Origin of the sequence: Polaromonas sp. YR568 (assembly GCF_943369675.1) — a bacterium.
Classification (GTDB): domain Bacteria; phylum Pseudomonadota; class Gammaproteobacteria; order Burkholderiales; family Burkholderiaceae_C; genus Polaromonas.
Genome location: NZ_CALROB020000002.1, coordinates 46,114 through 59,864, shown reverse-complemented (window position 1 = coordinate 59,864; position 13,751 = coordinate 46,114). Strand labels below are relative to the sequence as shown.

Sequence of the window (13,751 nt, the reverse complement as noted above, 5' to 3'; positions counted from 1 at the left end):
CAATTTGTAACAACGCGGCCGGCAGCCGCAATTGACGCTTCGCCGTAACCACCGTAATATAGCCATATAGATATATATCCAAATGGAAATATGATGCTCGATACCCTAAACAAGGCCTTCGCCGCACTTGCCGACCCCACCCGCCGCGCCATCGTCGCCCGGCTTGCCGCCGGCGAGGCTACGGTCAATGAACTGGCCGCTCCTTTTGACATGAGCCAGCCCTCTATCTCCAAGCACCTCAAGGTGCTGGAACGCGCGGGCCTGATTTCTCGCGGGCGCGCGGCGCAGACCCGGCCGTGCCGGCTGGAGGCGGCGCCGCTCCAGGACGTCGCAAACTGGATGGCGCTGTACCGCCATGTCTGGGAAGACAGTTTTGAGCGGCTCGATGCGTTTTTGCAATCGGCCGAAGCCACCCAAACCAGCCCAACAAAAGGAAAGAAAAATGCCCGCAAGTGACGACGAGACAGCCGAAAGCCCGGCCTTCCTGATAGACCGCATCTTCAAGGCGCCACGCGAACGCGTCTGGAAAGCCTGGAGCGATGCCGCCCAGCTCGGCCACTGGTGGGGCCCCAAGGGCTGCACCGTCGAGATTTCCCGATTTGAATTCAGGCCGGGCGGCTTTTTCCATTACGCGATGCAGTTCCCGAATGCGCCCACGATGTGGGGCCGCTTCAACTACCGCGAGATCGTCCCGCAGGAACGCATCGTCTGGCTCAACTCGTTCGCCAACGAACACTGCGGCATCGCGCGCGCGCCGTTCAGCGAGGACTGCCCGCTCGAAATCGAAAACACGGTGAGCTTCACGGAGCGGGACGGCAGCACCATCGTGTCCCTGCGCGCGCAGCCTTTCGGAGAGAGCGCGGCGGAGCGGCAGTTTTTCGAGGATTTGCGTCCGTCGATGACGCAGGGCTACGGCGGCACCTTCGACCAGTTGGCCGCACACCTGGGCGGATGAGCGCCGGACTCAGTCTTTCACGCGCGACGCGAAGGTCTTGCGGAACTTGTCCACCTTGGGGCCGACCACAAACGCGCAGTAACCCTGGTTGGGGTTGTTCTCGAAGTAATCCTGGTGGTAGTCCTCGGCCGGCCAGTAGTTCTCGACCGGCAGCACTTCGGTGACGATGGGCTTGCCGAAGGTCTTGTCCTGACTGACGTCGCGGATGAAGCCGTCGATGACTTCTTTTTGCTCTTGTGTCGAGTAATAAATCCCGCTGCGGTACTGCGTGCCGGCATCGTTGCCCTGGCGGTTCAGGCTGGTCGGGTCGTGGATGACAAAGAATATCTCGAGGATTTCCTTGAGCGTGATTTCAGCCGGGTCGTAAGTCAGCTTGACCACCTCGTTGCTGCCGGTGTGGCCGGTGCAGACTTCTTCATAGCTGGGCCGTGCGGCCTGGCCGTTGCTGTAACCGGACTCGACGTCGGTGACGCCGCGCACCTTGACGTAGACAGCCTCGGTGCACCAGAAGCAGCCGCCGCCCAGGGTGATGGTTTGCGATTCGCTCATAGGGTGTTTCCTTGTGTAGTGGTAAGTGCAGGTGGACGATTCCATATAGGGCCGGCCGGCGCCCGTTTCAATTCACTGTAGCTTTTCCTGGGCCGTTTGGTGCGCCAGGAAGCATCGAAGCCGCCTGCACGGCCTGCACAAAGGCCGACAGCGCCGCATGGCCGCCGCGCGCGGTCTTCCACAGGCAGTGCGTGTCGTAAGGTGTGGTGGCCGCATCCAGCGGCACAAAGGCCGCGCCGGCCATGGCCGACTGGCGCAGCGCGGCCGGCACCAGCGCCACACCCATGCCTTGCGACACCAATGAGACCACGCTGAGCCAATGCCGCAGTTCGTAGCGCATCTCGGGGTAAAAGCCGGCTTCGGTGCAGATCGCCAGGATGCGCTCGTGGTAGTCGGGCGAGACCGCGCGCGACACCACGGCAAAAGGCTCGCCCTGCAGGGCCGAAAGCGACAGCGAACGCTTGCGCGCCAGCGCATGGCCGGCGGGCAGGCAGCAGACGAAGGCCTGGCTGGACACGAGGATTTGCGAGAGCTCCGGCGGCACGCGCGTGGTGTGCACAAAACCCAGGTCCAGCCGGTCATGCGCCAGCTCCACCAGTTGCTCGCTGGAGCTGAGCTCCTTCAGCGTCAGGCGCAACAGCGGATGCTCGGCCTGGAAGCGCTCCAGGATATGGGGCAACCCGCTGTAAAGCATGGTGCCCGAAAAGCCTATGGCCAGGCTGCCGGCCATGCCCTGCCCCACGTCGCGCGCATGGCCGGCCGCCTGCGCGGCCTGGTCCAGCAAGGCGCGCGCCGCCGGCACAAAAGCCAGGCCCGCCGCCGTCAGTTGCACGGATTTGCTGCTGCGGGTGAACAGCTTCGCACCTATGGAGGCTTCCAGTTGCTGGATGTTCAGCGACAGCGGCGGCTGCGAGATCGACAAGCGCCGGGCCGCACGGCCAAAGTGCAGCTCTTCGGCCAAGACCAGGAAATAACGAAGGTGGCGGAATTCCATGAATACAAAAATAATATCGTTGAATCAATAATTGATATTAGACAACTATTCATGCTTGTCAAACAATCAGCCATGGTTGCAGCCGCCCAGGCCGCGCGCCCTACACTGCAACCAAGCGCCCATCCCCCTTTTTCGGAGACAAGACCCATGAAAACCACCTTCAACTGGCAAGACCCGTTCTTCTTTATGGAGCAACTGAGCGAGGACGAGCGCGCCATTGCCGACGCCGCCCACGCCTTCTGCCAGGAAAAGCTGCAGCCACGCGTGCTGATGGCGGCGCGCCACGAAAAATTCGACCGCGAGATCATGAATGAAGCAGGCGCCATGGGTTTCCTGGGCTCCACGATTGAAGGCTACGGCTGCGCCGGCCTTAACTACGTGAGCTACGGCCTGGTGGCGCGCGAAGTCGAGCGTGTCGACAGCGGCTACCGCAGCGCCATCAGCGTGCAAAGCTCGCTGGTCATGCACCCCATCAACGCCTACGGCAGCGAAGCACAGAAGCAGAAATACCTGCCCAAGCTGGCCACCGGCGAATGGGTGGGCTGCTTCGGCCTGACCGAGCCCAACCACGGCTCCGACCCGGCCAGCATGCTGACGCGCGCCAAGCCGGTGGACGGCGGCTTCATCCTCAAGGGCGCCAAGATGTGGATCACCAACAGCCCCATCGCCGACGTGTTCGTCGTCTGGGCCAAGCTGCAGGACCCGGACGGCAAGGTCGGCGGCCAGGAAAGCATCCGCGGCTTTGTGCTGGAAAAAGGCATGAAGGGCCTTTCCGCCCCCAAGATCGAAGGCAAGATGAGCTTGCGCGCCTCCATCACCGGCGAAATCGTGATGGACGACGTGTTTGTGCCGGAAGAAAACCTGCTGCCCAACGTGAGCGGCCTCAAGGGCCCCTTCGGCTGCCTCAACAAGGCACGCTACGGCATTGCCTGGGGCGCCCTGGGTGCGGCCGAGGACTGCTGGTTCCGCGCGCGCCAGTACACCATGGACCGCCAGCAGTTCGGCCGCCCGCTGGCGCAAAACCAGCTGATCCAGAAAAAACTCGCCGACATGCAGACCGAAATCACGCTGGGACTGCAAGGCTGCCTGCGCGTGGGCCGGCTGATGGACGAGGACAAGGCCGTGCCGGAAATGATCTCGCTGATCAAGCGCAACAGCTGCGGCAAGTCGCTGGACATCGCCCGCATGGCGCGCGACATGCACGGCGGCAACGGCATCCATGACGAATACCACGTGATCCGCCACATGATCAACCTGGAAACCGTCAACACCTACGAAGGCACGCACGACGTGCACGCGCTCATCCTGGGCCGCGCGCAGACCGGCTTGCAGGCCTTCTATTAAGTAGCGCTTTTCCCGGCCGGCCATGGAGTTAGGCGCACTCAAGCCCGTACTGGCCGGCCTGGCCTTGCCGCCGGCCTCGCTGCTGTTGCTGGCCCTGCTGGGCCTGCTGCTGGCGTGGTGCAACAAAAAAAGAAGCGGGCTCACGCTGGCGACGGTTTCCGTGCTGCTGCTCGCGCTGCTCAGCTGCCACGGCACGGCGGTGTGGCTGGCCCGCACGGCCTTGCCGCAATTCGCCCCGCTAAACCTTGCCGATCTGAAAGCACGCAAGGTGCAGGCCATCGTCATCCTGGGTGGCGACGTTCAGCCCGTGGCGCCCGAATACGGCCGCAGCCAGCCGGCCGCGGCCACCGCCGCGCGGCTGCGTTACGGCGCCTGGCTGGCCCGGCAGTCCGGCCTGCCGCTGGCCTTTACGGGCGGCCTGGGTTGGGCGGCCCACAGTTCACAAAAAGAATCAGAAGCCGAAGTCGCGGCGCGCACCCTGCAGCAGGACTACGGCCTGGCGTTGCGCTGGAGCGAATCCGAGTCGCGCGATACGGCCGGCAATGCGCGCCTGCTGGCGCCGCTGCTGCAGCGGAACGGCGTGCAACGCATTGCGCTGGTGACCCATGCCTGGCACATGCCGCGCGCCGTCCTGGCGTTTGAGCAGGCCGGCCTGGCCGTCACGCCCGCCCCCATGGGCTATGTGCTGCCGGCGCAGAGCGAGTTGCTGGAATGGCTGCCCTCCGCGCAGGGCCTGCAGGCCTCCCGGCAGGTGCTGCGGGAGTGGCTGGCCCTCGCCATGGGCCGCTTCCTGCCGGCGTAAGCGCTCGGTCCGCATACCTTGGTGGCGCCAAGCAGCGCCAGCGGGGCTTTACCGCCGGTTTACTTAAACGGGCAAGGACCCCGACCACCCCGGTGTAGCCTACGGGGTTTGGGTTGACGGTCGGAAAGTAAGCAGATATATTACTAACCAGTCAGTCAGTAACTATGTCACTTTCCAAACTCTTCAGCGACACCACCGCGGTCGCCGCCAAACGTGAACGCCGCAAGGAAGCACGCCCGGGCGAATTGCTCGATGCCGCGCTCGACCTTTTTGTGGAAAAAGGCTTTGCCGCCACGCGCGCGGAGGAAGTCGCGGCCCGCGCCGGTGTGTCCAAGGGCACGCTGTTCCTCTACTTCCAGAGCAAGGAAGAGCTGTTCAAGGCCGTGGTGCGCGAAAACATCTCGGGCCGCTTCACCGAATGGCGCGCCGAACTCGACGTCTTTGAAGGCACCACCCCCGAATTGCTGGCCTACTGCATGAACAGCTGGTGGGAACGGGTGGGCCTGACGCGCGCTTCGGGCCTGACCAAGCTGATGATGAGCGAGGCCAAGAATTTCCCCGACATCGCGGCCTTCTACCAGCAGGAAGTCATCATGCCCGGCCAGGCGCTGATCCGCAGCATCCTGCAGCGCGGCATGGACCGCGGCGAGTTCCGCCCCATGGACCTGGACTACGCCGTCTACCTGGTGGTCGCGCCCATGATCTTCCTGACCCTGTCCCGGCACTCCGCCGGCGTGTGTGTGAGCAGCGACAGGGAGATGGATCCCAAAAAATACATCGCCTTCCAGGTGGACACCATCCTGAACGGCATCTCCACGCCGGCCGTCGCTGCACGGGCGAACCGGAAAGCCGTGGCATGAAGCGCTGGATCAAGTGGGCTGTCGCCGGGCTCATCGTGCTGCTGATTGCGGTGGGCGTGCTGCGCGCGCTGTCCGCGCGCAAGGCGCAGCAGCAGGCACTGGCCGCCAGCAGCGCCGTCAAGGACGCGGGCCTGGTGGAGCTGGCCGCCACCGACGTGGTCAAGGCGCAGATGCGTGAAGTCGTCCAGGGCCTGCCGGTCTCGGGTTCGCTCAAGGCCGTCAACTCCGCCGTCATCAAGGCCCGCGTTCCCGGCGAGCTGCAAGGCCTGGCGGTGCGCGAAGGCGACGTGGTCAAGGCCGGCCAGGTGATCGCGCGCATAGACGCCACCGAATACCAGTCGCGCGTGCGCCAGGCGCGCGAGCAGGCCGAGTCCGCCAGGGCGCAAGTCGACGTGGTGCAGCGCCAGTACGACAACAACAAGGCGCTGGTCGACCAGGGCTTTATCTCCAGGACCGCGCTGGACACCTCGCTGGCCAACCTCAACGCCGCGAAGTCCACCCACAAGGCCGCGCTGGCAGCGACCGACGTCGCCGGCAAGTCGCTGGACGACACCGTGTTGAAGGCGCCGATCTCCGGCCAGGTGTCGCAGCGCCTGGCGCAGCCCGGTGAGCGCGTGAGCATAGACACCAAAATTGTCGAAATCGTGGACCTGAGCAAACTCGAACTCGAAGCCACGCTGAGCGCGGGCGACTCCATGGACGTGCGCGTGGGCCAGAGCGCCCAGTTGCAGATCGAAGGCAGCCGCCAGCCCGTGAGCGCCGTCGTCGCGCGCATCAACCCCAGCGCGCAGGCCGGCAGCCGCAGCGTGCTGGCCTACCTGACCATTGACAACCCCGGCGCCACCGGCGACGCCAGCGCCCCGCCGCTGCGCCAGGGCCTGTTCGCGCAGGGCACACTGGGCACGGCGCGCGCCTCGCTGCTGTCGGTGCCCGTCAGCGCGGTACGCACCGACAAACCCGCGCCCTATGTGCAGGTGGTTGAGAACGGTGTGGTGGTGCACAAGAGCGTCGAACTCGGCGCGCGCGGCGCCGCCGGCGGCGACACCGTGGTGGCCGTCAAGGGCCTGGAAGACGGCGCGCTCGTCGTTCGCGGCGACATCGGCGCGCTGCGCGAAGGCACCAAAGTCCGCTTCACGCAGCTGGCCGCGGCGGGCTCCGCGCAGCCCGCGGCCAGCACGCCCGCCAAGCCGGTTCCCTGAGGCCTCACGCGCATGTGGTTCACGCAGGTCAGCCTCAAGAATCCCGTGTTCGCCACCATGGTCATGCTGGCCATCGTGGTGCTGGGTTTGTTCTCGTACCAGCGCATGCAGGTCGACCAGTTCCCCAACATCGACTTCCCCGTGGTGGTCATCACCGCCGAATACCCCGGCGCCTCGCCTGAAATCGTCGAAAGCGAAGTCACCAAGAAGATTGAAGAAGGCGTCAACTCGATTGCCGGCATCAATGCGCTGACCTCGCGCAGCTATGAAGGCCAGTCCGTCGTCATCATGGAGTTCCAGCTCTACATCGACGGCCGCCGCGCCGCCGAGGACGTGCGCGAAAAAATCGCGGCCATACGGCCCAGCTTCCGCGATGAAGTCAAGGAGCCACGCGTGCTGCGCTTCGACCCGGCCAGCCGCGCCATCTGGTCGGTGGCGGTGTTGCCCAACGCCGGCCAGGGCAAGGCCATGGACGCCGTCGAGCTGACCAACTGGGCCGACCAGGTGCTCAAAAAACGGCTGGAAAACGTGCGCGGCGCGGGCTCCGTCACGCTGGTGGGCGGCACCAAGCGCGAAATCAACGTTTACCTCAACCCGCAGGCCATGGAGTCGCTGGGCATCAGCGCCGACCAGGTGGTCAACGCCGTGCGCAACGAAAACCAGGACCTGCCGGTGGGCGCCATCCGCTCGCTGCAGCAGGAGCGCGTCGTCAAGATCGACGCGCGCATGAAGCGGCCCGAAGACTTCGGCAAGATCATCGTGGCGCGCAAAAGCATGGCCGGCGGCTCGGCCGCGCCGGTCACCGTCGAGCAGGTCGCCCGCATTTCCGACGGCGCGCAGGAACTCGACAGCCTGGCGCTCTACAACGGCCAGCGCACGCTGCTGCTGTCGGTGCAGAAAGCGCAGGACGAAAACACCATTGCCGTGGTCGACGGCCTCAACAAGGCCGTGGCCGAGCTGCAGCCGCTGCTGCCTCCGGGCGCGCGGCTGGAACTCATCACCGACGGCTCGCGCCCCATACGCGTGGCGGTCGAGAACGTGCGCCGCACGCTGATCGAAGGCGCGCTGCTGACGGTGCTCATCGTCTTCCTGTTCCTCAATTCCTGGCGCTCCACCGTGATCACCGGGCTGACGCTGCCGATCTCCATCATCGGCACCTTTTTGTTCATGAACCTGTTCGGCTTCACCATCAACATGATCACGCTGATGGCGCTGTCGCTCTGTGTGGGCCTGTTGATCGACGATGCCATCGTGGTGCGCGAGAACATCGTGCGCCACGTGCAGATGGGCAAGGACCCCTACCGCGCCTCGCTGGACGGCACGCAGGAAATCGGCCTGGCCGTGCTGGCCACCACCTTCTCCATCGTGGCCGTGTTCCTGCCCATCGGCTTCATGGGCGGCATCATCGGCAAGTTCTTCCACGAGTTCGGCGTGACCATCGTGGCGGCGGTGCTGATCTCGATGTTCGTGAGCTTCACGCTGGATCCCATGCTCTCCAGCATCTGGCACGACCCGGCGATTGAGTCCCACGGCCGGCGCGATGCGCCCGTCACCTTCTACGACAAGACCATAGGCCGCGTCACCGGCTGGTTCGACCGCGCCACCGAATCCCTGAGCGAGAGCTACCAGGGCATCCTGCGCTGGTCGCTGGGCCACAAGCTGGCCACGCTGGCGCTGGCGCTGGTGATTTTTGTCACCAGTATCTTCATGGTGCCGCTGCTGGGCACCGAGTTCGTGCCCAAGGCCGACTTCTCGGAAACCTCGCTCAATTTCTACACGCCGGTGGGCTCGTCTCTGGAAAACACCGAGGCCAAGGCGCGCCAGGTTGAAGCCATCGTGCGTGAGTTCCCGGAAGTGAAATACACGCTGGCCACGCTCAACACCGGCAACGCGCAGGGCAAGATGTACGCCAGCATCTATGTGCGCATGGTGGACCGCAAGGCGCGCACGCGCAGCGTCGACGAGATGTCGGGTGTGCTGCGCGAGCGGCTCAAGCAGGTGCCCGGCATCACGGTGACGCACGTCGGCCTGCTCGACGCGGTGGGCGGCAACAAGCAGGTCGAGTTCTCGCTGCAGGGCACTGACTTGAAAGAGCTTGAGCGCCTCACGCGCGCCGTCACCGACAGGATTCGCGACATCCCCGGCCTGGTGGACCTGGACTCCAGCGTCAAGGCCGACAAGCCGGTGATCGAGGTCGACGTGCGGCGCGACGCCGCCTCCGACCTGGGCCTGTCGGTGTCGCAGATCGCCGCCTCCCTGCGCACCCTGGTGGCCGGGCAGACTGTCGGCAACTGGCGCGCGCCCGACGACCAGACATACGACGTCAACGTGCGTCTGGCGCCCGGCGCCCGCACCGCGCCGCAGGACCTGGAGCGGCTCCCCTTCATGAGCAGCAGCATGGGCAGCAACGCCGACGGCAGTTCGCGCATAGTCCGGCTCAACCAGGTCGCCACCGTGAAAGAGACCACCGGCCCCAACCAGATCAACCGCCGCGACATGGCGCGCGAAGTCGCCATCAACGCCAACGTCTACAACCGCTCGGCCGGCGAAGTGTCCAACGACATCAAGGCCGTGCTCGACAACTTCAACTTCCCGCCCGGTTACCGCTACCAGTTCAGCGGCTCCACCAAGAACATGGCCGAGTCCTTCGGCTACGCGGTCTCCGCGCTGGTGATGGCGATTTTGTTCATCTACATGATCCTGGCCAGCCAGTTCAAGAGCTTTCTGCAGCCGATGGCGCTGATGACCTCGCTGCCGCTGACGCTGATCGGCGTGGTGCTGGCGCTGCTGCTGTTCCGCTCCACGCTGTCGATGTTCTCCATCATCGGCGTGGTGATGCTGATGGGCCTGGTCACCAAGAACGCCATCCTGCTGGTCGACTTCGCCATCCGCATGCGCGCCGACCGGCTGGACGTGGACGGCCACCGCGTGCCGGGCATGGAGCGCGGCGAAGCCCTGCTGCATGCCGCCAAGGTCCGGCTGCGCCCCATCCTGATGACCACGCTGGCGATGATTTTCGGCATGGTGCCGCTGGCCTTTGCCCTGACGGAGGGCTCCGAGCAGCGCGCCCCCATGGGCCAGGCCGTGATAGGCGGCGTGATCACCTCCTCGCTGCTGACGCTGGTGGTGGTGCCCGTCACCTATTGCTACCTGGACGACCTGGCCCAGTGGTTCAAGCGCAAGTTCGGCCCCAAAATCCGGCCCGATGCTCACCCCGCGCCCGTCATGGGCGGCCGCTAAAATCAAAGGTTGATCTCGTGAACACCCTCTTCACCCCTCTTTCTTCCCTTATTTCTCCTCCTATCTCGCCAACCCACAGGTCCGCCATGAACTACGAACAAGCCCGTTTCAACATGATTGAGCAGCAAATCCGCCCCTGGGAAGTGCTGGACAACCAGGTCCTCTCCCTGCTCGCCGTGGTCAAGCGCGAAGATTTCGTGCCCACCGCCCACAAGGCGCTGGCCTTTGTGGACATGGAAATCCCGCTGCCGCCCCAGGCCAACCCCAGCCAGTACATGCTGGCGCCCAAGGTCGAAGCCCGCATCCTGCAGGAACTCGCCGTGCAAAAGCACGAAAAAGTGCTCGAGATCGGCGCCGGCTCCGGCTACATGGCCGCCCTGCTGGCGCACCGCGGCCAGCATGTGATCTCGCTCGAGATCGACCCCACACTGGCACAGACCGCGCGCGACAACCTGCAACGCGCCGGCGTCTACAACGCCGAAGTGCGCACCGGCGACGGCGCCGCCAGGCTGGCGCAAGCCGTTTCCAGCAACGACCCGCTGCGCGGCCCGTTTGACGTGATCGTGCTGAGCGGCTCGGTCGCCGAGGTGCCTGCTTCGCTGCTGTCTCTGCTCAAGGTGGGCGGCCGCCTGAGCGCCATCGTGGGCTTTGAACCCATGATGCGCGCCACGCTGGTCACGCGCGTGGGCGAAGACGCCTGGCGCACCACCCAGGCCTGGGACACCGTGGCCCCGCGCCTGTTGAACTTCCCTGAACCCTCGGCCTTCAGCTTCTGAAATCTGCGACAACCCCGAAAGCGCCGCCCATGATCCCCCAGCTCAACCTCGCCGATTTCGCCGCCTGGCGCGACAACGCCGCTGACGGCGCGCCCGCCCTGCCCGTGGTGCTGGACGTGCGCGAGCCCTGGGAGTTGCAGACGGCCTCGGTGAAAGAAGACGGTTTCAGGCTGGTGCACATCCCGATGCGCGACATCCCGGCGCGCCTGGCCGAGCTGCAGGAAGCCGGCACCGGCCAGCCGATTGCCTGCCTGTGCCACCACGGCATGCGCAGCCTGCAGGTGGCCAACTATCTGATGCAAAGCGGTTTCACCGAAGTCGTCAACCTGCAGGGCGGCATAGACGCCTGGTCGCAGCAGGTGGACCGGTCCGTGCCGCTGTACTGATCCTGTTTTTTTATCTGCCGATTCATTCATTCTTCAGGACCTTTATGACCACGCCCAAGAAACTGCCGGCCCAGCCGGCGATGTTGCCCTTGTCGATTGCGGCCGCCGTCGCACTGCTGGCCATGGCGCCGCTGGCCCGGGCCCAGAGTCTCGTTGAGCTGTATGAGTCGGCCCGCGCCTTCGATGCGTCTTACCAGTCAGCCAAGCTGCAATACGACGCCAACCTCGCCAGGGCCGACCAGGCGAAGGCCGGCATCCTGCCGACGGCGGGCATTTCGGCCGGCGTAACGCGCACCGGGTTTGAAAACACGGCCCCCGTCATAGACCGCAGCTTCAACACACAAAATGCCGCGCTGAACCTTTCCCAGCCCCTGTACCGCCCCGCCAATTGGGCCACCTACCAGCAGGCCGCCCGGCAAGTGGAACTGGCCGGCGCCCAGCTGCAGGCCGCCGACCAGGACCTCGTCGTGCGCACCAGCCAGGCTTACTTCGACGTGCTGGCCGCGCAGGACACCCTGACCTTTGTGCGCGCCCAGAAAGCCGCGGTGGCCGAGCAGCTCGCCTCGGCCAAGCGCAACTTCGAGGTCGGCACCTCCACCATCACCGACACGCGCGAAGCGCAGGCGCGCTACGACCTGGTGATCGCCCAGGAGCTCGCCGCCGAGAACGACCTGCGCGTCAAAAAAATCGCGCTCGACACGCTGGTCGGCAAAAGCGAAACCCAGCCCAAGCCCCTGGCCACGCCCGTCGGCTTGCCGGTCATCACGCCCGCCGACGTCAACACCTGGGTCGAGCAATCCGAACTGGTGCACCCCAGCATCCGCCAGGCGCAGAGCAACGTCGAGATCGCGGAACTGGAAGTGAACAAGGCCGAAGCCGGCCACAAGCCCACGGTTGACCTGCAGGCCAGCTACAACGTCACGCGCAATCCATCGGGCACGGCGACCACCATCCCGCCGTTTGCCTTCCGCACCAACACCACCAACGTCGGCGTGCTGCTCAACGTGCCGCTGTTCGCCGGCTTCGCCACGCAAAACCGCGTGCGCGAAACCCTGTCGCTGCGCGACAAGGCGAAAAGCGACCTCGAAGGCGCGCGGCGCACCGTATCCCAGGCCACGCGCACCGCCTACTTCGGCGTGCAGTCCGGCCAGGGCCAGGTCAAGGCGCTGGAAGCGGCCGAGCTGTCCAGCCAGAGCGCGCTGGACGCCAACAAGCTGGGCTACCAGGTCGGCGTGCGCATCAACATCGACGTGCTCAACTCGCAAAGCCAGCTGTTCCAGACCAAACGCGACCTGGCCAAGGCGCGCTACGACGTGCTGCTGGGCGACCTGAAACTGCGCCAGGCCAACGGCACGCTGACGCCGGAAGACCTGCAGAAAATCAACGCGCTGCTGGCCCCCTGAATCCCCGCTACGGCTCACACCACTCCAACAAAGGCCCAGCCGGGCCAGAATTTCCATGTTGATGCCCGCAAACAGTCCCCTGCCCTTGCCGATTGAAGCCGAACGCGTGACCGACGCGCCGCTACACGCGCCCAAAGGCCCCAGCTTCGAGCTGATCGAGGAAACCACCTGGGAAGAGCTCAAACGCGCGGGCCGCCGGCCGCCGTTTGACAAACCCGTGCTGGTCAAGGGCGGCATCCACCACTGGCCGGCCTGGAAAAAATGGTCGTTTGAATTCCTCGCCGACGTCTGTGCCGGCAAAGGCGCCGAAGTGCCGGTCAAATTCACCGACGGCCTGGTCGAACAGGGCGTCACCAAGGGCCGCCCTTTCCTTCCGGTCGCGCCCTATCTGCGAGAACTCGGCAAGGCGGCGCAGCGCGCGCCCGACCCCATGGCCGGCCTGTTGCCCAAGCCGGTGCGGGACGGCTACAAACCCGGCGAGCGCTTTCACCTGAACTGGGCCCACATGCAGTCGTTCAAGCCGACGACCCTGTACCTGGCGCAGTGGGACATCCTTGAGAAATACCCCGAGTTGCGCCGCGACCTGCTCATCAAAAGCCTGTGGCCCGGCCGCATGACCTGGGAATACGTCTTCATGGGCCCGGCCAATACCGTGACCGGCCTGCACAACGATTTCCCGCACAACTGGTTTGTGCAGCTGCAGGGCGTCAAGGAATTCATTCTTTTTTCACCGGACCAGCGCCAGCACATGTGCCCGGCCGCCAAGTACGACTGGGGCGCCACGCTCAGCGACATCAACGTCTCGCGCCTGCCCGAACAGGTCCGTGAACTCGCGTCCTTCGAAAAAGCCCATGGCTACCACGCCCGCGTTGAAGCCGGCGATGCCCTGTTCATTCCAAAGCGCACCTGGCATTCGGTGGTCTCGGCGGAGCCCTCCATCAGCCTGGGCATGTTCGGCCTCACGCCCTGGGAAGTCGCCACCGGCGGCGCCTGGGCCACGCTGCGCGACTGGGCGCATCATCTGCATTTGTACGCTTGGGGCAATTGCACCTGCCACCAGGTGCTTCCCAAGCGCAGCTAACGCAGTCGCCCCCCCGCTCAGGGCAGCGTCGCGATCACGTAGGCGCCGAAGCCGGCCAGGCAGGCCGCCATAAAAAGCAGCATCCAGAACCAGACCGGAACGCGGCGTTTCTTCGGACCGCCTTCCGGTGAGTTTTCAGAATCCTGGAAGTTTTCGGGCATG

Annotated in this window: 14 protein-coding genes; 11 read left to right on the top strand and 3 right to left on the bottom strand. The window is 65.0% G+C overall.

The features are described 5' to 3' along the window. Nucleotides 1-93: 93 nt before the first annotated feature. A complete protein-coding gene (locus ACLV8F_RS01380) occupies nt 94-456 on the top strand; it encodes an ArsR/SmtB family transcription factor (RefSeq protein WP_411882453.1) in 363 nt (120 codons plus the stop codon). Beyond that, a complete protein-coding gene (locus ACLV8F_RS01375; protein WP_411882452.1) occupies nt 443-955 on the top strand; it encodes an SRPBCC family protein in 513 nt (170 codons plus the stop codon). The genes ACLV8F_RS01380 and ACLV8F_RS01375 overlap by 14 nt, the downstream gene beginning before the upstream one ends. Before the next feature lie 9 nt (nt 956-964). Here the strand turns inward: ACLV8F_RS01375 and msrA are convergent, their stop codons facing one another. Further along, complete coding sequence (gene msrA / locus ACLV8F_RS01370) at nt 965-1,504, bottom strand: peptide-methionine (S)-S-oxide reductase MsrA (RefSeq protein ID WP_411882451.1); 540 nt, start codon at nt 1,502-1,504, stop codon at nt 965-967. Nucleotides 1,505-1,571: 67 nt separating this feature from the next. Next, entirely contained in the window at nt 1,572-2,498 is a 927-nt protein-coding gene (locus ACLV8F_RS01365) for a LysR family transcriptional regulator (protein ID WP_411882450.1), read from the bottom strand. Nucleotides 2,499-2,645: 147 nt separating this feature from the next. Between ACLV8F_RS01365 and ACLV8F_RS01360 the strand changes: the two genes are divergently transcribed. The 9 genes from ACLV8F_RS01360 to ACLV8F_RS01320 all read left to right on the top strand — a co-directional run bounded on the left by ACLV8F_RS01360 (nt 2,646) and on the right by ACLV8F_RS01320 (nt 13,589). Further along, nucleotides 2,646-3,842, top strand: coding sequence for an acyl-CoA dehydrogenase (locus ACLV8F_RS01360; protein ID WP_411882449.1), 1,197 nt, complete (start codon nt 2,646-2,648; stop codon nt 3,840-3,842). Between the two features lie 22 nt (nt 3,843-3,864). After that, nucleotides 3,865-4,644, top strand: coding sequence for a YdcF family protein (locus ACLV8F_RS01355; protein WP_411882448.1), 780 nt, complete (start codon nt 3,865-3,867; stop codon nt 4,642-4,644). Between the two features lie 164 nt (nt 4,645-4,808). Next, nucleotides 4,809-5,504 carry a TetR/AcrR family transcriptional regulator gene (locus ACLV8F_RS01350; protein ID WP_411882447.1) on the top strand — a complete coding sequence of 232 codons (696 nt, stop codon included), beginning with the start codon at nt 4,809-4,811 and terminating at the stop codon, nt 5,502-5,504. Continuing rightward, a complete protein-coding gene (locus ACLV8F_RS01345) occupies nt 5,501-6,703 on the top strand; it encodes an efflux RND transporter periplasmic adaptor subunit (RefSeq protein ID WP_411882446.1) in 1,203 nt (400 codons plus the stop codon). The genes ACLV8F_RS01350 and ACLV8F_RS01345 overlap by 4 nt, the downstream gene beginning before the upstream one ends. A gap of 12 nt (nt 6,704-6,715) precedes the next feature. Beyond that, complete coding sequence (locus ACLV8F_RS01340) at nt 6,716-9,943, top strand: efflux RND transporter permease subunit (RefSeq protein ID WP_411882445.1); 3,228 nt, start codon at nt 6,716-6,718, stop codon at nt 9,941-9,943. Between the two features lie 86 nt (nt 9,944-10,029). Further along, nucleotides 10,030-10,719 (top strand): protein-L-isoaspartate O-methyltransferase family protein, encoded by a 690-nt coding sequence (locus ACLV8F_RS01335; protein WP_411882444.1) that lies wholly within the window; start codon nt 10,030-10,032, stop codon nt 10,717-10,719. A 29-nt stretch (nt 10,720-10,748) separates the two neighbouring features. Beyond that, the gene (locus tag ACLV8F_RS01330; RefSeq protein WP_411882443.1) at nt 10,749-11,105 is read left to right on the top strand and encodes a rhodanese-like domain-containing protein; all 357 of its coding nucleotides are present in this window, start codon (nt 10,749-10,751) and stop codon (nt 11,103-11,105) included. Nucleotides 11,106-11,149: 44 nt separating this feature from the next. After that, nucleotides 11,150-12,508, top strand: coding sequence for a TolC family outer membrane protein (locus ACLV8F_RS01325; RefSeq protein ID WP_411882442.1), 1,359 nt, complete (start codon nt 11,150-11,152; stop codon nt 12,506-12,508). Between the two features lie 55 nt (nt 12,509-12,563). Then, nucleotides 12,564-13,589 carry a cupin-like domain-containing protein gene (locus tag ACLV8F_RS01320; RefSeq protein WP_411882441.1) on the top strand — a complete coding sequence of 342 codons (1,026 nt, stop codon included), beginning with the start codon at nt 12,564-12,566 and terminating at the stop codon, nt 13,587-13,589. A 17-nt stretch (nt 13,590-13,606) separates the two neighbouring features. Here ACLV8F_RS01320 and ACLV8F_RS01315 read toward each other — a convergent pair whose 3' ends face one another. Beyond that, nucleotides 13,607-13,750 (bottom strand): hypothetical protein, encoded by a 144-nt coding sequence (locus ACLV8F_RS01315; protein ID WP_411882440.1) that lies wholly within the window; start codon nt 13,748-13,750, stop codon nt 13,607-13,609. Nucleotide 13,751 lies beyond the last annotated feature (1 nt).